This is a genomic window from Mycobacterium sp. ST-F2 (assembly GCF_001905655.1).
GTDB lineage: Bacteria > Actinomycetota > Actinomycetes > Mycobacteriales > Mycobacteriaceae > Mycobacterium.
Window position 1 is genome coordinate 1 of the sequence record NZ_JMHT01000070.1, and the last position, 18,389, is coordinate 18,389.

14 protein-coding genes and 1 pseudogene are annotated in these 18,389 nt (G+C 67.5%); 8 read left to right on the forward strand and 7 right to left on the reverse strand.

All coding sequences use genetic code 11. The features are described 5' to 3' along the window. A pseudogene (locus EB75_RS23255) lies at positions 1-413 on the forward strand (translational GTPase TypA); the annotation flags it as partial. A gap of 50 nt (positions 414-463) precedes the next feature. Here EB75_RS23255 and EB75_RS23260 read toward each other — a convergent pair. Continuing rightward, a complete protein-coding gene (locus tag EB75_RS23260) occupies positions 464-1,321 on the reverse strand; it encodes a hypothetical protein (protein ID WP_073697631.1) in 858 nt (285 codons plus the stop codon). A 97-nt stretch (positions 1,322-1,418) separates the two neighbouring features. On the opposite strand from EB75_RS23260, the gene EB75_RS23265 reads away from it, so the two are divergent. After that, complete coding sequence (locus EB75_RS23265) at positions 1,419-3,278, forward strand: ABC transporter family substrate-binding protein (RefSeq protein WP_073697688.1); 1,860 nt, start codon at positions 1,419-1,421, stop codon at positions 3,276-3,278. Here EB75_RS23265 and EB75_RS23270 read toward each other — a convergent pair. Beyond that, positions 3,265-4,566, reverse strand: coding sequence for a chloride channel protein (locus tag EB75_RS23270; protein ID WP_073697632.1), 1,302 nt, complete (start codon positions 4,564-4,566; stop codon positions 3,265-3,267). The two genes, EB75_RS23265 and EB75_RS23270, sit on opposite strands and share 14 nt — an antisense overlap. Before the next feature lie 28 nt (positions 4,567-4,594). Between EB75_RS23270 and mshB the strand changes: the two genes are divergently transcribed. Continuing rightward, complete coding sequence (gene mshB, locus EB75_RS23275; protein WP_073697633.1) at positions 4,595-5,473, forward strand: N-acetyl-1-D-myo-inositol-2-amino-2-deoxy-alpha-D-glucopyranoside deacetylase; 879 nt, start codon at positions 4,595-4,597, stop codon at positions 5,471-5,473. 90 nt (positions 5,474-5,563) lie between these two features. Further along, positions 5,564-6,016, forward strand: a complete 453-nt coding sequence (locus tag EB75_RS23280) for a hypothetical protein (RefSeq protein ID WP_073697634.1) — start codon at positions 5,564-5,566, stop codon at positions 6,014-6,016. Positions 6,017-6,258: 242 nt separating this feature from the next. Here EB75_RS23280 and EB75_RS23285 read toward each other — a convergent pair whose 3' ends face one another. Further along, positions 6,259-7,491: a hypothetical protein gene (locus tag EB75_RS23285; RefSeq protein ID WP_142239779.1), complete on the reverse strand. Its 1,233-nt coding sequence runs from the start codon at positions 7,489-7,491 to the stop codon at positions 6,259-6,261. 212 nt (positions 7,492-7,703) lie between these two features. Here EB75_RS23285 and EB75_RS23290 point away from each other — a divergent pair, with 212 nt between their 5' ends. Continuing rightward, the gene (locus tag EB75_RS23290; RefSeq protein ID WP_073697636.1) at positions 7,704-10,280 is read left to right on the forward strand and encodes a bifunctional FO biosynthesis protein CofGH; all 2,577 of its coding nucleotides are present in this window, start codon (positions 7,704-7,706) and stop codon (positions 10,278-10,280) included. A gap of 126 nt (positions 10,281-10,406) precedes the next feature. Beyond that, positions 10,407-10,868, forward strand: coding sequence for a DUF2231 domain-containing protein (locus EB75_RS23295; protein WP_073697637.1), 462 nt, complete (start codon positions 10,407-10,409; stop codon positions 10,866-10,868). 741 nt (positions 10,869-11,609) lie between these two features. On the opposite strand, the gene EB75_RS23300 is transcribed toward EB75_RS23295, so the two are convergent. Beyond that, positions 11,610-13,637, reverse strand: coding sequence for an NADPH-dependent 2,4-dienoyl-CoA reductase (locus EB75_RS23300; RefSeq protein ID WP_073697638.1), 2,028 nt, complete (start codon positions 13,635-13,637; stop codon positions 11,610-11,612). Beyond that, complete coding sequence (locus EB75_RS23305) at positions 13,634-14,200, reverse strand: PadR family transcriptional regulator (protein ID WP_073697639.1); 567 nt, start codon at positions 14,198-14,200, stop codon at positions 13,634-13,636. The genes EB75_RS23300 and EB75_RS23305 overlap by 4 nt, the downstream gene beginning before the upstream one ends. Positions 14,201-14,443: 243 nt before the next feature. Here EB75_RS23305 and fdxA point away from each other — a divergent pair, with 243 nt between their 5' ends. Both fdxA and dapC read left to right on the forward strand, forming a co-directional pair. Then, entirely contained in the window at positions 14,444-14,764 is a 321-nt protein-coding gene (fdxA, locus tag EB75_RS23310) for a ferredoxin (RefSeq protein WP_029121628.1), read from the forward strand. Between the two features lie 2 nt (positions 14,765-14,766). Next, positions 14,767-15,870 carry a succinyldiaminopimelate transaminase gene (gene dapC, locus EB75_RS23315; RefSeq protein ID WP_073697689.1) on the forward strand — a complete coding sequence of 368 codons (1,104 nt, stop codon included), beginning with the start codon at positions 14,767-14,769 and terminating at the stop codon, positions 15,868-15,870. A 64-nt stretch (positions 15,871-15,934) separates the two neighbouring features. Here the strand turns inward: dapC and EB75_RS23320 are convergent, their stop codons facing one another. Next, complete coding sequence (locus tag EB75_RS23320; RefSeq protein ID WP_073697640.1) at positions 15,935-17,227, reverse strand: DUF1214 domain-containing protein; 1,293 nt, start codon at positions 17,225-17,227, stop codon at positions 15,935-15,937. Further along, positions 17,217-18,341, reverse strand: coding sequence for a sulfotransferase (locus EB75_RS23325; protein WP_073697690.1), 1,125 nt, complete (start codon positions 18,339-18,341; stop codon positions 17,217-17,219). Before EB75_RS23325 ends, EB75_RS23320 begins: the two co-directional genes overlap by 11 nt. Positions 18,342-18,389 lie beyond the last annotated feature (48 nt).

Here is an 18,389-nt window from a genome sequence, read left to right on the forward strand (position 1 = left end):
GCTCCCGCCCGGGGGCCGGCGAGCCCCGCCCCCGCCACACCGGCTCGCTGGTCTCCGACCGCAGCGGCTCGGTGACGCCGTTCGCGATGATCCAGCTGGCCGACCGCGGTCAGTTCTTCGTCGAGCCGGGCCAGGACACCTACGAGGGCCAGGTCGTGGGCATCAACCCGCGCGCCGAGGACCTGGACATCAACGTCACCCGCGAGAAGAAGCTGACGAACATGCGCAGCTCGACCGCCGACGTCATGGAGACGCTGGCGCGTCCGCTGGAGCTCGGCCTGGAGCAGGCCATGGAGTTCTGCGCCGAGGACGAGTGCGTCGAGGTCACCCCCGAGGTCGTACGCGTGCGCAAGGTCGAGCTGACCGCCAGCCTGCGTGCCCGCGCCAAGGCCCGCGAGAAGGCCCGCAACTAACTCTCACCAAGCCGAAAGGCCGGTTGCCGCACGCGTTTTCGCGACGTGCGCTAGCCGGCCTTTTCGTTCTGCTCCAGCCAGGTGACGCCGTCTTGGGCGGCCTTGATGAGCGCGCCGCGCTCACCGAAGTACGTCGACACGGCACCGACCCACGGCAGGGCACTCAGGCGCTGCCACCACTTCGTCGGCTGTGGCCGTTTGGCGATCTCGTCGAACGTCGCGCGCAGGATGCCGGCCAGCTGCCAGACGGTCTTGACGATGACCACCGGCATCGACGACGTGATGGCCTCCAGCGGCTTGAAGCCCGGCGGCGGCGTTTCGGGCAGCGGCTCAGGTTCGGGTGCCGTCACGGAGAAGTCCGCAGGCAGCTGACGATGGCACAACACCTCGGCGAGCAGACGCACCTGCTCGCGCTGATCGGTGACGCCGTATTCCCGCGCCACCGCGCACAACACGATGGCGTGGTTGACGAACCCGGCCAACTCGCTGACGGGCAGCACCCGGGCCAGCCAACCGAAGGCCCCTGGCGTCGCGACCAGCAGCGTGTTCAGCGCGCCGACGCGGTGCACCCACCAGTGGATGTGTTCGTCGCGGCTCATGCGGTCCCAGGAGGCCGTGCCGGGAAGGTCGGCGGCGTTCATCAGATGGGCGCCGGCGTTCAGCGCACGATCGGTGGTGCTGGGGCTGCGACCGGCCTCAGCGCGACGGTGCCGCACGCGCAGCCGCCGGACCAGGTCACCCAGCCCGCGCGGTGGACGCAGCAGCCGGTGTGTGCGCCTGCGTAGCCCGATCGGATCGGCTTGCGACAGCACCCCCAGCAACGGGTTGATGACCGCGACGGCGCGGCTCAGGGCATCGGCGACGTCGGCATCGGAAAGCGGTGTGTACGGCTTCGGCAGCAGGCCCATACCGCTGATTGTGGACCACGGTGATCGTGGGCGCCTGGGCGCCGGAGCCCACCCTGCCGATACCCTGACTCTCGTGCCGACCGCCCGCCGCCAGCTGATGACGACTGGCGCACTGGTGTCGGTTCTGGCGCTGACGGGCTGCACCGTCAGCCCGCCGCCGGCGCCGCGCAGCACCGAGACGACCAAGACCGTCGTCCCGCCGCCGCCCAAGATGAACCAGATCATCATGGCCATCGACTGGATCGGCCCCGGGTTCAATCCGCATCTGCAGTCCGACCAGTCGCCGGTCAACGCGGCCATCTCCGCGCTGGTCCTGCCGAGTTCGTTCCGGCCCATCGCCGATCCGGCGTCACCGTCGGGGTCGCGCTGGGAACTGGACACGTCGTTGCTCGTGTCGGCCGCGGTGACCAACCAGAGCCCGTTCACCGTGACGTACAAGATCCGCCCCGAGGCGCAGTGGACCGACAACGCGCCCATCGCCGCGGACGACTACTGGTACCAGTGGCGGCAGATGGTCAGCCAGCCCGGTGTCGTCGACCCGGCCGGCTACGACCTGGTGACCGGCGTCCAGTCGGTCGACGGCGGCAAGACGGCCGTCGTGACCTTCGCCCGGCCGTACCCGGCGTGGCGCGAGCTGTTCAACAACATTCTGCCGGCGCACATCGTCAAGGACGTGCCGGGCGGCTTCGGGGCCGGCCTGGCCCGCGCCATGCCGGTCACCGGCGGCCAGTTCCGCGTCGAGAGCATCGACCCGCAGCGCGACGAAATCCTGCTGGCGCGCAACGATCGCTACTGGAGCGTGCCGTCGGTGCCCGACCAGGTGCTGTTCCGGCGCGGGGGTTCGCCTGCGGCCCTTGCCGATTCGATCCGCAACCGCGATACCCAGGTGGCGCAGGTGCACGGCGGGCAGGCGACGTTCGCGCAACTGGCGGCCATCCCCGGCGTCCGCACGGCGCGGATCGTCACGCCGCGGGTCATGCAGCTGACGTTGCGTGCGCAGCGGCCGGGACTGACCGACACCCAGGTCCGTAAGGCGCTGCTGGGCCTGCTCGACGTCGGCCTGCTGGCGGCCGTCGGTGCCGGCAGCGACAACACCGTCACGCTGGCGCAGGCTCAGGTCCGCACTCCGTCGGACCCCGGCTACGTGCCGACGGCGCCGCCCGCGCTCGACCGCAATACCGCGATGGACCTGCTGCACCAGGCCGGCTACAACATCGAGTCCGCCGTCGCGCCACCGGCGCCTCCCGGTACGCCACCGCCACCGGGTCACGACCGCCTGGTCAAGGATGGCAAGCCGCTGGGGCTGGCCATCGGCGTCGCCGCCAACGACCCGACCTCGGTCGCGGTGGCGAACACCGCGGCCGACCAACTGCGTAGCGTCGGTATCGAGGCCTCGGTGCTGGCGATGGATCCGGTGGTGCTCTACGCGGACGGCATGGAGCGCGTCGACGCGATCGTCGGCTGGCGCCATGCCGGCGGCGATCTGGCGACGGTGCTGGCATCCCGGTACGGCTGCCCGGGGTTGGATGCGACGACGGTCTCCACCGCGACGCCGTCCGCACCTGCGCCGCAGCCCCCGTCGACCTCGACGTCCACCTCGAAAACCGTTGTGCCGCAGCCCCCGCCGCCGTCGCCCTCGGTGACATCGACCGCGCCGACCATTCCGCTGCCCAAGCCACTCGGCGGCGATCAGCTGGTGCAGGCCCCGAGTAACTTGACCGGGATCTGCGACCACGCGATTCAGCCCAGGATCGACGCGGCGCTGGCCGGCACCGAGAAGATCGCCGACGTGCTCAATGAACTGGAGCCGAAGCTGTGGGCGATGGAAACGGTGCTGCCGATCCTGCAGGACACCACAATCGTCGCGGCGGGGCCGACGGTGCAGAACGTCAGCCTCACCGGTGCCGTCCCGATCGGGATCGTGGGCGACGCCGGCAAGTGGGTCAAGATTCCCTGATCTTGTCCTGAGCAGGTTTCGGCTCAGTGGCCTTCGCCCGAGCGGCGGACTGTTCGCGCAGCAGCCGGATGCCGTGCGACGAGAACGCGGCGACCGCGAAAACCAGCAGCAGCCATATCGGTGGATGTGCGAGCTCCCAGACGAACAGCGCCGCGAATGCCGGTGCCCGCTGCGTGATCGCGAGGACGCCGGCCGCGCATGTCAGGGCCATCGCGGGCACGTGCAGGTGCGTGTCGGCGAGGCTGTTGAGAGCGAACGTGGCGACGGTGCCCGCTGCCGCGCCGGTGGCCAGGGCCGGGGTGATCAGACCGCCGACCGCGCCGACCCGCAGGTACAGCGCGGTGAGCAGTGGCTTGAGAACCAGGAGCACCGCCGCAGCGGCGAGGCTCAGCTGGGCGTCGACGCTGACGATCAACACGCTGCGGCCGTTGCCCGGCAGTTCGGGCCGGTAGATGGAGCAGAGGCCGGTGATCAGCCCGGCCAGGGCGACGCCCGGGATGAGCACCCAGGAGGTCAGCTGCGGTTTCGGCCCGGCGAGTGTCATCAACCGGTTGAAGGTCAGCCCGATCACCACCGCCAGCGGTGCGATGGCCAGCGCCAGCATGGTGAATTGGTACGACAGTGCCGGTTCCGGCCAGGTCAGGTCGCGCTCGAAATGGGTGACGGGGTGCGACACCGCGACCGCCAGGCTGGATGTGATCAGTGCCGTGCCAACGACTTTGGGATGCCAGGTGCCCATCATGACGCGCGCGGCGAAGAACGCGCCGCCCAGCGGCACGCTGTACACCGCGCCGAGGCCCGCACCGGCGGCGCAGGACAGCAGGATTTCGCGGTCGCGCGCGGTGAGTGTGCCCAGCGTCGACGAGGTCAGCCGGCCCAGCCACGTCGTGCCGTAACTGCTCAGGACGGCAGCCAATTGGCGCGGCGCCGTTTCGCGGCCCAACGAGGCACCGGAGCCGACGGCCAGGGCCTGCAGGGCCGCATCGGCCGCCATGGGGAGATGCTGCATCGGCTTTTTCCCGGCGATGGTCGCCGAGAGCGACGGCACGCCGCTCCGACGGCGCAGCAGCCACCAGCCGAGGCCGGCGAGCGCCCCGCCGATGGCCGGCGCCAGCGCGCGCCGGACCGGTGAACTGGCGCCGATGCCGTCGAGCAACAGGCCGTACGAGTAGTGGTAGGCGAGATGTTCGATCGCGTGCAACAGAGAGACGGTGATCGCCCCGGCAACCCCGGCGAGCAGGCCGGTGAGCAGCACCGCACTCCCGAACTCCAGCGCACGTCGCGTCACCCGGTGAATGTATGCCAGCCTGGGGGATATGGAGACCCCACGGCTGCTGTTCGTCCACGCCCATCCGGATGACGAGACACTGACAACCGGAGCGACCATCGCGCACTACGCGGCCCGCGGCGCCGACGTGCGGGTGCTCACCTGCACCCTGGGCGAAGAGGGCGAGGTCATCGGCTCGCAGTGGGCGCAGTTGGCGGTCGACGCAGCCGACCAGCTGGGTGGTTACCGCATCGGCGAATTGTCTTCGGCGCTCAAGGAATTGGGTGTTGATCAGCCGCGCTATCTGGGCGGGGCCGGGCGCTGGCGCGACTCCGGCATGGAGGGCAGCCCAGCGCGGCACCACGAACGGTTCGCGGACGCCGACATGGACGAGGCGGTCGCTGAGTTGGTGGCCGTGCTGCGGGACTTCCGCCCGCACGTCGTCGTCACCTACGACCCCCAGGGTGGTTACGGGCATCCTGACCACATCCAGGCGCACCGGGTGACGACGGCCGCCGTCGCCGCGTCATCGGGTGACGGGCACCCGGGGGAGCCCTGGCAGGTGCCGAAGTTCTACTGGACCGTGATGGACGGCGAGTCGATGGCCGAGGGGCTGGAGGCGCTGAACGGCATCGAGCTGCCCGAGGATTGGGTGCGGATTCCGGCGGGTGCACTGCCATTCGATCTCAGCCATCGCATCGATGCCGTCATCGATGTCCCGGAGAGCCTGCCGGCCAAGGTGGCCGCCATGCGCGCCCATCAGACGCAGGTGACGGTCGAGCCGACCGGCCGCGTCTTTGCCCTGTCCAACAACATCGCGTTGCCGATCAGCGCACTTGAGCACTACGTGTTGGTCGAGGGCGCCGCCGGCGAGCGCGACGGCCGTGGTTTCGAAACTGACCTACTCAGCGGGATAAACCTGGCGTGACACCCGGACCGGGGGTAGTAGGGTAGCCGCCATGGACTCGGATCTGGATCCCAACTTGCAGCATCAGCAGGACCGTGGCGACCGCTTCCAGTGGGTCGTGGGTTCCTTGGTGGCGCTGCTCGACAGCATCCCGACCTGACGTCTGCTCCGTCGCGCACCGATTCTGGTCGGGCGCGCACAGTGATGCTCGGTGTACTCGCGTTCGACGGCGCCTTGTCGGCTGTCGCCGGTGCACTGTTCCTGCCGCTCTATCTCGGCCCGGTGCCGTTCCCGATCAGCGCCCTGATCAGTGGGCTGGTCAATGCCGCCCTGGTCTGGGCGGCCCTGCAATGGACTTCTCATCCCCGCTTGGCTGCGCTCCCGATGTGGGTGTGGCTGTCGACCGTCGTGCTGCTGCTTCTCGGTGGCCCCGGCGATGATGTGGTGTTCGGCGGCCGCGGAATCATGCAGGCATCGCCGCTGATCTTCCTGCTTCTCGGCGCGACACCGCCCGGCGTGGTGCTGTGGCGCAATGTTCGGCGGCAGGCTGATTTGTCGGGTTAACGGCCGGCGCTCGCGTAGACGCCGTCCGTGACGCGCTTTTCTTGCACAACGCCGGGATTCGGGCCCATCACCCGGGAGTTTTCGGTGGGCAGCACCTCCGCGCGCGATCAACGGAGATCAGCGATGCCTCTCCCTCGGTACCTCTTGCCCGGAAGCGTCAGCTTTCCTTGACGGTCAAGGAAAGCTGACGCCCTCAGATCGAACATGCGACAAGAGGAGATCGGCGCACCGCGCCGGCAGGTTCAGCCCTGTGCGGCGTGGTTGTCCGCACCGCTGTTCTGGCCGGCGCCCGTCTGGGCCTTCGTGCCCTTCTCGTTCTTGGTGGCCTTGCCGCCACGCGGCTTGCCGGGCTTCGTGTCGGTCGTACCCGTGGCGTCCGTGGCCTGGTTGTCCTCGGCGTTCTTGGTGCCGGCCTTCTTGCCCGGCTTCTTGACGGGCTTGGGAGCCTTGACCTCATCCTGCGGGTCGGCCGCCGGTCCCTCGGTTTCGCCCGCGGCCGGAGCGCCGGCCTTGGGATCGGTCTTGGGCTCGTCGCCCTTGGTTTCAGCCTTCGGATCGGGCTTGGTCTCGGTCTTCGGTTCGTCGGCGTTCGGAGACGTCGGCTGCTGCTCAGCTTCGGTGGCCGCGCCCTTCTCGTCGGTCTTGCCGTTCTCGTCGGCCTTGGTCGGCGTCTCGGCGGGCTTCTCGGTCAGCGCGGCGGTCGGTGCGATCTTGGCCGTCGGGTCCGACTTGGCGGGGGCCTTTGCCGGGTTCAAAGCGGAGGCCAGGTTGGTCAGCGCGGTCTTGACGGCAGCGGCGAGGTTCGGCGGCTGCGTGGCGGCGAGCGGCCCGATGGGCGGCAGCGGCGGGATCGGCGGGATGAGCCAGCCGAAGAAGTAGTTGAACTCGGCGATACCGAAGTTGACCACGTCGGAGACCGACCAGCGGGCCGCGTTCCAGATGCCGTTGGCCCAGACGCCGAGGTTCAGCGGATTGTTCACGATCGGGACGACCGCGCCGTAGAAGATGTTGTCGGAGATCGGCCTGATCAGCGTGTAGTAGAAGATGTCGGTCTGTGCGGCGATGGTGCCCGAGAACGGCACGAACCAGCCGAGCCAGTACATGACATCGGTGGCGTAGTCCACACCCCAGTCGACCCAGGCCTGGATGTTGACGTACGCGTTGGTCAGCCAGTCGCTGGCTGCGTTCTGTACGCCGACGACGGGTGCGGAGGCCAGGGGCGCCGCCGCCAACGGGTTCGGTCCGACCTTGGGGACGACGCCCGCGCCGGGCAGCGTGGGCGGCGCCGGCGGGGTGATGTTGCTTGCCGCGGCCAGCAGCTTGACCATGGCCTCGGTCAGATGTGGTTGGACGGAGGTCGGGTGCGCAGGGACCGCGACATCGGCGGGAACCACCTGGATCGGGGTGAGTGCGACGGCTGTGGCGGTCGCCGCGGCGGCGCCGGCCATCAGATATGAACGGATAGAAACGGACACCGTGACTCCTTGAAGATTTCCCGTCCCGACGGTATGAACTTACGCGGTCGTCACTAAATCTCCTAGCCGTCTGCGTGTTTGCTGTATGTGTCGGGGTATGGGGGCCGCGACGCGCCGACGAGCTGCGGCTACTGTGGCCGGTATGCCAGGCGCAGTGGTTTCAGAATGTGAGACGCGTGGATGATCGTCGACACCATCGGGGTTACACGGAAGTGGCTCTGAACCCCCAGACCGGCGCAGACCTGCCCATCCCCGTGGTCCCACCGCTCGCCGCGCCCTCTTCGTCCGCCTTACGTCGCGTTTTGCGGCGCGCTCGTGACGGTGTCTCGCTAAATGTGGACGAGGCCGCGATCGCGATGACGGCCCGCGGCAACGACCTTGTCGACCTCTGTGCGAGTGCCGCCCGGGTGCGTGACGCCGGGCTGGAAGCGGCGGGACGCCGCGGTGCCAATGGCCGGTTGCCGGTGTCGTATTCGCGCAAGGTCTTCATCCCCGTCACCCACTTGTGCCGCGACACCTGCCATTACTGCACGTTCGTGACGGTGCCCGGCAAGCTGCGCGCCCAGGGCATGGGCATGTACATGGAGCCCGACGAGATTCTCGATGTCGCCCGCCGGGGTGCCGAGTTGGGTTGCCAGGAGGCGCTTTTCACCCTGGGCGACCGTCCGGAGGACCGCTGGGACGAAGCCAAGCAGTGGCTCGACGAACGCGGTTACGACTCCACGTTGGATTACGTGCGGGCGATGGCGATCCGTGTCTTGGAGGAGACCGGTCTGCTGCCGCACCTGAATCCGGGCGTGATGTCGTGGTCGGAGCTGTCGCGGCTCAAGCCCGTCGCGCCGTCCATGGGCATGATGCTCGAGACGACGTCGCGGCGGCTGTTCGAGACCAAGGGCCTGGCGCACTACGGCAGCCCCGACAAGGATCCGGCGGTGCGGCTGCGCACGCTCGACGATGCCGGCCGGTTGTCCATCCCGTTCACCACGGGTCTGCTGGTCGGTATCGGTGAGAATCTCACCGAGCGGGCCGAGACCATGCATGCGATCCGCAAGTCGCACAAGGAATTCGGGCACGTGCAGGAAGTCATCGTGCAGAACTTCCGGGCCAAGGACCACACCGCCATGGCCGCGACCCCCGATGCCGGGATCGACGATTTCCTGGCCACCATCGCCGTCGCGCGCCTGGTGCTCGGCCCGAAGATGCGGATCCAGGCGCCGCCGAATCTGGTGTCGCGCGAGGAGTGCCTGGCGCTGATCGGTGCCGGCGTCGACGACTGGGGCGGTGTCTCGCCGCTGACGCCCGATCACGTCAACCCGGAGCGTCCGTGGCCGGCGCTGGACGATCTGGCTTCCGTGACTGCTGAGGCCGGTTATGACCTGGTGCAGCGGTTGACGGCGCAGCCGTCGTACGTGCAGGCCGGGGCGGCGTGGATCGATCCGCGCGTGCGCGGGCATGTGGATGCGTTGGCCGATCCCGACACTGGGTGGGCGCGCGACGTCAACCCCGTGGGGATGCCGTGGCAGGAGCCCGATGAGGCGTCAGAGTCGTTGGGCCGCACCGATCTGCACACCGCGATCGACACCGAGGGCCGGCGGACCGAGACGCGCAGCGACCTCGGCAGCGCGTTCGGCGACTGGGAGTCCATTCGGGAGAAGGTCTCCGAGCTGGCGGCCCGGGCCCCGGAACGGATCGATACCGACGTGCTGGCCGCGCTGCGGTCGGCGGAACGCAACCCGGGCGGCTGCACCGACGACGAGTACCTTGCCCTGGCCACTGCTGATGGTCCGGCGTTGGATGCTGTTGCCGCGCTTGCTGATTCGCTGCGTCGGGACGTCGTCGGCGACGACGTCACCTTCGTGGTGAACCGGAACATCAACTTCACCAACATCTGCTACACCGGCTGCCGGTTCTGTGCCTTCGCGCAGCGCAAGGGTGACGCCGATGCCTACTCGCTGTCGGTCGACGAGGTCGCCGACCGGGCCTGGGAGGCGCACGTCGCCGGGGCCACCGAGGTGTGCATGCAGGGCGGCATCGACCCGGAGCTGCCCGTCACCGGGTATGCCGATCTGGTGCGTGCGGTGAAGAAGCGCGTGCCGTCGATGCACGTACACGCGTTCTCTCCCATGGAGATTGCCAACGGCGTGACGCGCAGTGGGATGTCGGTACGGGAGTGGCTGACGTCGCTGCGGGAGGCCGGTCTGGACACCATCCCGGGTACCGCCGCCGAGATTCTCGACGATGAGGTGCGCTGGGTGCTGACCAAGGGCAAGCTGCCGACCGCCGAGTGGATCAATGTGGTGACCACGGCGCATGAGGTGGGGCTGCGGTCGTCGTCGACGATGATGTACGGGCACGTGGACACCCCGAAGCACTGGGTGGGGCACCTGAACGTGCTGCGGTCGATCCAGGACAAGACCGGGGGTTTCACCGAGTTCGTGCCGCTGCCGTTCGTGCACCAGTCCTCGCCGCTGTATCTGGCCGGCGGGGCGCGCCCGGGGCCGACGCACCGCGACAACCGCGCCGTACACGCCCTCGCGCGAATCATGCTGCACGGCAGGATTCCGAGCATCCAGACCTCGTGGGTCAAGCTCGGCGTGGAGCGCACCCAGGTGATGCTCCAGGGCGGCGCCAACGATCTCGGCGGGACGCTGATGGAGGAGACCATCTCCCGCATGGCCGGTTCGGAGAACGGATCCGCCAAGACCGTCGCCGAACTGGTTGCCATCGCCGAGGGCATCGGCCGCCCGGCCCGCCAGCGCAGCACCGATTACTCGCCCCTGGCTGCTTAGCTTTTCCCGCGAGCGGGTGTGGGTGGTGCGCCCTCTCCCGCGAGCGGCCGTGTTTGTACGGGCTTTCGCGGTGTGTCGCGTGCACTTTGCGCACGCTCGCGCGCTGCGAGTGTCACGCTTTGACACGTGAACACCATTGGTGACCTGCCCGCGCATCCTCTGCTTGTGCACGCGATCGTCATCCTCACGCCGCTGACGGCCGTCTTGACGATCATGTGCGCCGTGTGGACGGCCGCCCGGGAGCGGCTGGTGTGGCTGACGCTGGCTCTGTCGGTGGTGACCGTCATCCTGACGCCGTTCGCCATCGAGGCCGGCGAGGCACTGATCCAGCAGCTGCCCAAGAACCCGGTCCTGCGTGAGCATGCCGAACTCGGTGATACCGCAGTCTTTTTCGTCATCGGCCTGCTGGTGGTGTCGGTCTTGATTGCGGTGTTGCACCGGTGGGGTGCGCGTCTCGGAGACAAAGAGAAGCTGGCTCGCGTCGTGGTGGCGGTGTTGGCCCTGGTCATCGGCCTGGCCTCGATCTACCAGATTGTGCGCATCGGGCACACCGGGGCGCGGGCGGTGTGGGGTGGCTTCAGCTTGTAGACCCTGCCCGCGAACAGACGCTGTGCTAGGTCGCGAGGGTCCTGCGCACCTTGGCTCGCGTGACCTGGCTTGTCTCGAACGTCCCCAGCCACAGCAACACTTAGGGCGGTTTTGATCAGGGCTACCAGCCACCACCCGTGCCATTGGTCCCATCAATGAGAGTTCCATTGAGGACCAGTCCGATATTCGCCCTTACCTCCGTGTATTGATTGGGCGGCAACGCCTCGAACCGGTCGCTGAGGAGGTGGCGTCAGCCCAAGCCACCGGGGTGCTGAGTGTTACGCCGAGACCGACGCCCAAAGCAGCAGCCAACGCCCCGACACGACCGATGTACCTTGCTGACCCCATCGCTGCCCTCCCCTTTGCGAGTCTCACGGTGGCGTGACGATTTCCGGAAGGGAAATCGAGCGCGTCCACTAGAGACTCAACTGCACGATCATCGGCATTTTGTTATGCGATACCAGCGGTTATGGACATGCCTGACAGCTGATTTCGTGCTGGAGATTAGCAGGGGACAGGGTGGTGTTCGGGCGCAAACCGAGCCCGACGATTCGGTTGCTGAAAATGCGTATGTTCGGATGACAGTTGGTTGTCCGTCGAACGTATGAACCCGCCGAGTACGGGATATCGACTGAAGGTTTCTGTGGTAAGAAACACCACGGGGCGGCTACCCCTCGCGAGCAGACGCAAACTGTCGAATTCGTCGGGAAATTTGACAGTTTGGTCTGCTCGCGAGGAGGGCTACAACCGCGCGGCCAGCTCCGTGCCCTGCCGGATGGCGCGCTTGGCATCCAGCTCAGCGGCCACAGCCGCGCCCCCGATCACGTGCGGTTCGATCCCAGCCTGACGCAGGCCGTCTTCGAGGTCCCGCACCGACTCCTGGCCGGCGCAGATCACCACGTTGTCGACCTCCAGCACACGCGCCCCGGACCGGTCCGACCCGAAGCTGATGTGCAGCCCGGCGTCGTCGATCTTCTCGTAGTTCACGCCGGAAAGCTGCTGCACGCCTTTGGCTTTGACCGATGCCCGGTGCACCCAGCCGCTCGTCTTGCCGAGGCCGCGGCCCTGGGCACCCTTGGTGCGCTGCAGCAGGTACACCTCGCGGGCCGGCGGCAGCGGGATCGGGGTGGCCAACCCGCCGCGCGAGTCGCCGCCGTCCGCGATGCCCCATTCGGCCCGCCACTCTTTGAGGTTCAACGTGGGGGATTCGTCGACCGTCAGGAACTCGCTGACGTCGAAACCGATGCCGCCGGCACCGATCACGGCGACCCGTTTGCCGACCGCTGCTCCCGTCAGGGCCTCCGCGTACGACAACACCATCGGATGGTCGATGCCCGGTATCGCGGGCATCCGCGGCGCGACACCGGTGGCCAGGACGACATCGTCGAACCCCGACAATTCCGACACCGAAGCCCGCACGCCCAGCCGCACGTCCACACGATGCTTGGCCAGCATCGTGGTGTAGTAGCGGAGGGTTTCATTGAACTCCTCTTTGCCGGGAATCCTTCGGGCCAAGTCGAATTGGCCGCCGATATGGTCACCGGCCTCGAACAGCGTGACCTCATGTCCACGAGAAGCAGCCGTGACAGCAGCGGCAAGGCCCGCCGGTCCGGCACCGACCACCGCCACCTGCTTCGTCACCCGTGTCTTGCCCAGCACCAACGTCGTTTCATGCCCGGCCCGCGGATTCAGCAGGCACGACACCGTCTTGTGCACGAATGCGTGGTCCAGGCAGGCCTGGTTGCAGGCGATGCAGGTGTTGATCTCGTCGGCGGCGTCGTGCTGCGCCTTACGGACCCAGTCGGGGTCGCTCAGCAGCGGCCGGGCCATCGAGATCAGTTGCACCGCACCGTCGGCCAGAATCTGTTCGGCGGACTGCGGCATGTTGATCCGGTTGGACGCCACCACAGGAATGCTGACGTGTTGCGCCACCGCGTTGCTGATGTCCGCGAACGCGCTGTTCGGCACCGACGTGACGATGGTCGGCACGCGCGCTTCGTGCCAGCCGATGCCGGTGTTGATGATCGTCGCCCCGGCGGCCTCGATTTCCGTTGCCAGCGTGAGGATTTCCTCCCACGTCTGGCCGTCCTCGACGTAGTCGGCCATGGACAGCCGGTAGCAGATGATGAAGTCGTGGCCGACGGCCTCGCGGGTGCGCCGAACGATCTCGACCGGGAACCGGCGGCGCTTCTCGGGTGACCCGCCCCAGGCGTCGGTGCGCTTGTTGGTCCGCGGCGCCAGGAACTGGTTCAGCAGATAGCCTTCGCTGCCCATGATCTCGACGCCGTCGTAGCCGGCTTCGCGGGCCAGCAGCGCGCACTTCACGAAATCGTTGATGGTTCCGTCGACATCCCGCAGCGCGCGCGGCCGGAAGGGGTTGATCGGGGCCTTGATCGACGACGCGCTGACCGAAAGCGGATGGTACGCATAGCGTCCCGCGTGCAGCACCTGCAGCAGAATCTTGCCGCCTTCGGCGTGCACCGCGCCCGTGATCCGCCGGTGCCGACGGGCGTCGGAGGACGACAACATCTCAGCGGCGAACGGCAGAAGCCAGCCGGTGCGGTTGGGGGCGTAGCCGCCGGTGATGATCAGCCCGACGCGACCGCGGGCCCGTTCGGCGAAGTACTCGGCGAGCTTGCCGGTGTCGCGGGCGCGGTCCTCCAGGCCCGTGTGCATCGAACCCATGATCACCCGGTTGCGCAGTGTGGTGAAGCCAAGGTCCAACGGCGACAACAGGTTCGGATAGGGCGTTGAATGCGGCGCAGTCATCGGGTTCCTTCTAGTGCGAGTAGAACTTCGTCCAACCAGTCCACCGATCCCTGCTCGGCGCGGATACCGCCGCGCAGCACCAGGTACTGATGTAGTGCACTGCCGGTGAGTGCGGCGGGATCGGGGAACTGACGTTTCTCGTAGCCGAGGTAGGTGTCGAGCAGTGCGGCGCGTTCGGCGCGCAGCGCGTGAATCTGGTCGTGCAGCGCGGCCACACTCTCCGCGGAGCCGTACGAAGCACCGCGCAGCTTCACCGCGAGCTCGCGGGTGCGGGCGTCGGTCACGGAGCTGCCGCGGCCGGTGAGCGGCTCGGCGATCCAGCGCTCCAGCTCGGCCCGGCCGGCTGAGGTCACCGAATAGACCTTCTTGTCCGGCCGACCGTGCTGCGCGACGACCTCCACACTGACCCAGCCGTCGGCGTCCATGGTGCGCAGCGTCTTGTAAATCTGCTGATGCGTGGCCGCCCAGAAGTGGCCGATCGACCGGTCGAAGCGGCTCGCCAGTTCATAACCGGAACCGGTTTGTTCGCACAGTGCCACCAGGATGGCGTGGGGGAGGGCCACAGCACGAGACTAGGTGCTACCGACGGTCCTATGCAACAAATTGCAAAGCCAAAAATGACACGCGTAAAAACCTGTGGAGGCAACTGGTCGAAAGTATCTGCAACGGCTAGTGTCAGTAACCACGCGCCCCGGCGCGTAAGTTAGGTAACACTGAGCCAGACGCCTCGGTACGGGCGCACCATACTGACGTCTGCTCGTTGATTCCTGACGAGCCAGCAGCCCACTGGAACAGGAGAACTACCGGTGACGTACGTCATTGCCGAACCCTGCGTCGACGTCAAAGACAAGGCATGTATCGAGGAATGCCCGGTCGATTGCATCTACGAGGGTGCACGCATGCTGTACATCCACCCCGATGAGTGTGTGGACTGCGGCGCTTGCGAGCCCGTCTGCCCCGTCGAGGCCATCTACTACGAGGACGACGTCCCCGATCAGTGGAGTGGATACACCCAGAACAACGCTGACTTCTTCGCCGAGCTCGGCTCGCCGGGTGGTGCGTCGAAGGTCGGCCAGACCGACAACGACCCGCAGGCGGTCAAGGATCTCGCGCCGCAGGGCGAGTGACCCTGTCCGCTAGAACCAGAGTCTCGGCTGCATTGCCGGTGTTCCCCTGGGACACCCTGGCTGACGCAGCCGCGACCGCGCGTGCCCACCCGGACGGCATCGTCGATCTGTCCGTCGGCACGCCCGTAGACGACGTTGCACCGGTGATCCGGGAGGCGCTGGCCGCTGCCAGTGCCTCGCCGGGTTACCCGGCGACGGCCGGTACTCCGGCCCTGCGCGCGTCGGCGGTGGCTGCCCTCGAGCGCCGCTACGGCGTCACCGGTCTGCCGGAGCAGGCGGTGCTGCCGGTCATCGGCACCAAAGAGGTCATCGCCTGGCTGCCGACCCTGCTGGGGTTGGGGTCCGCCGACACCGTCGTCGTGCCCGAGCTGGCCTACCCGACGTACGACGTCGGCGCGCGCCTGGCCGGTGCCCAGGTGCTCCGGGCGGATTCGCTGACCCAGATCGGGCCACAGACGCCCGGACTGGTCTACCTCAACTCGCCCAGTAACCCGACCGGCAAGGTGCTGGGTATCGACCACCTGCGCAAGGTTGTGGGCTGGGCGCGCGAGCGCGGTGTCGTCATCGCGTCCGACGAGTGCTACCTCGGCCTGGCGTGGGACGCGCAGCCGTTGTCGGTGCTTCACCCCGACGTCTGCGACGGTGACCACACCGGACTGCTGGCCGTGCACTCGCTGTCCAAGACGTCGTCGCTGGCGGGCTACCGCGCCGGTTTCGTCGCGGGTGACCCGGCCTTGGTCGCCGAACTGCTGGAGGTGCGCAAGCACGCCGGGATGATCGTCCCGACGCCGGTGCAGGCCGCCATGGTCGCCGCCCTCGACGACGACGAACACGAACGCATCCAGCGCGACCGCTATGCCAAGCGGCGCGACGCGCTGCTGACGGCAGTCCGCGGCGCGGGCTTCACCGTCGAGCACTCCGAGGCCGGCCTCTACCTGTGGGCCACCCGCGGCGAGTCCGGCCGTGCGACGGTCGCGTGGCTGGCCGAGCGCGGCATCCTCGTCGCCCCCGGTGAGTTCTACGGGCCGGCCGGCGAGGAGTTCGTACGCATCGCGCTGACCGCGACCGACGAGCGCGTCGCCGCCGCGGTCGCGCGGCTCGCCTGAATTCCGCGATACGTAGAACTGTCCCTTCCAAGAGAAAGGGACAGTTCTACGTATCGCGAGGTGCTCAGTACTGGCGATAGCGCCGCTGGACGTGCTTCTGCCGGATCCGGATCTGTTCACGACGCTCGTCGGCGCTGACGGTGCGGGTGGATTCGGGCAGGTGCTTGCGCACCTCGTCGCGGCTGATCACCGTCACGGTTGCGGTCGGTAACTCCGCCGGCGGCTCGCTGTACGTCCACCGGACGGTGAGGAACCCTTGCGAATGTCCGGCGGTGTCAAGCCAATTCGGCACCTGCGGGTCGACGCCGGTGATGACGTAGCGCAGCCGGCCGTCCAGGTCGGGCTCGGTCTGAAATCCGTTGAGGCTGCTGACATGATTGGCGTAGTCGAGCGATTCGCCCCACAGATTCGACAGGTGGAAGCCCAGATATGCCGGTGGCACAGGCACATTGAGCTCGACCAGTAGCGCGTCGTCAGGCCCGAGGTCATAGGTGCCGCCCGAATAGACGTTGGTGCACTGGCCGCCGCCGGTCGCGAGGTTGGCGGGCATGGGTGCGTTGAGCGCGTTGCGGGGCATGAAGGTGATGCCGTCACCGTTCTTGTCGCCGTGGGCTTCGAGGACGACGTCGTAGAACTCATTCCAGAACTTCATCTGGTTCTCGACGAGGTCACCGATCCGTCGCAGCCGGGCCGCCGTACCGGCAGGGGTCAGCGGTGCCGGATGCGCACCCTCGGCGCCGATCTGCGCGATGTGCAGGTCCGGGCAGACTTCGTGCTCCCAGTCGTGAAAAAGCATGCGCGCGATGACATATCCCGCGGTGTTCCCGTCAGACGCGGTGGCGATGAAGTTGCCGGTGTGGCCCTCCGGGCGCTGCGGCGCCAGCAGGATCTCGAACCGACCGTCGTCGTCGACGAGAAGCGCTGGGGAGTCCAGCATTCCGGTGACGACGCGTCCACCGGGCACCAGCTCGGCCAATGAGCCGGTGTCGCCCGCATACACAGTGTGCGTCTCAAAGATGAGGTAGTGCGGCGCATTTGGCCCCAATGAGCCGCGGATCACGTAGCTGCGCGCACCGTCGATGGCGGCCGACAGATACAGCGCGTCGGCGTTGTCGATGGTGGCCTTGTCGATGGGCTGGATGGCGCGACGGAAGTAGGGGAATTCGGGGTCCTCCTGGAAGGCACGCTCGATGGCACTGAACGCGAAACCCACGAGATACCGGTAACCTTCGGCGACACCGAGGGACGTCACCGGTGGTGCGTGCAGGTCGGGGGAGTCGACGGCATCGCGGGCGCGGCCCAGCGCGGCCATCATGTCGGTCCACGCCGCGCGCATGGTTTCGAGTTCAGCTGACATGAGCGTTGCTTTCTCCTTTGTCCTCTTCCAGGGTGGCCCACTGGTATTCGTCAAACAGGCCGGCCAGGCGCCGGTGGATGTCATGTGGATCGAGGCCGAATTCAGCCAGGCTGTATCGATGCGTTGTTTCGTGGCCGGGGCGGCGGTCGGCGGCGGTGAAAGCCTGGTCGGCTTCCGGGCCGACGTCGAGGCCGAGGTCGTCGTAGACGCGGCGCATGGTCACCGACGGTGAGCCGACTAGTTCGCGGTAGTCGACCACGCTGGCCCGCACCTCGGGATGACGCGCCAGGACCTCGAGCGGGTGCAGGTAGGTGTCCACCGACTGATCGGCAAGAACGCGCAGGGAGCCGGCGATCAGGCGGTCATCGCGCCCGCGCAGCGACCACTCCGTCTGCATGAGCTTGAGCAGGCTGGGGATGGTCTCGTACGGATTGCGCATCGGCACGATGAATCTCGCGTCAGGGAAGGTTTCGATCAGGGATTCCACGCGGCCGCAGAACGTCGGGTTCTTGCTCAGGTGAGTGCCTCCGCCGCCCAGGGCGATCTGGCGCCGGACGCATTCCTTGTAGAACGCCATCATGCGGCGTCGTTTCGGGGCGGGCCACCGGTCGACGTGATAGAAGTCCAGCTCGCCCATATAGGGGAACGCGACGATCCAGAACCCGGAACTCAGCGACCAGGTCAGGAACGCGTCGTCCTCTTCGGGCACGAAGAATCCGGTCTTGTGGATGTCCTCGGTGGGTGCGAACGCCCGCTCCTCGATGTCGTCGAGCCGGCGGCGCAGCCGCCCGCCGGTCGCCGCATCGATGCGAAACACCAAGCGCAGCAGCTTCTTTTCCAATAACGAGGGAAAGAACAGCTCGTACATCAGGGCATAGCTGAACTGCGGGTCTTCGGCCATCAAGCGGTGCAGGTACGTCGTCCCGCTACGGGCGTGGCCGATACAGAACGTCGGAGCGCGAACCTCGGTGCGGCGCAACGATGGAAACAGCAGCGGGTCGAGCGCGAAACAGATGGCGTGGATGCCGGCCATCAGTGGCACGCCGATGGCGAAACGCGCAAAGGGTGCCCACCGCCGCTGCTGCCGGGCGTCCCGCCGCAGTAGCCGAAGCATCGTGACGTAGTTGGACCAATCGAAGTAGAAACGTGACACGGGTGCTCC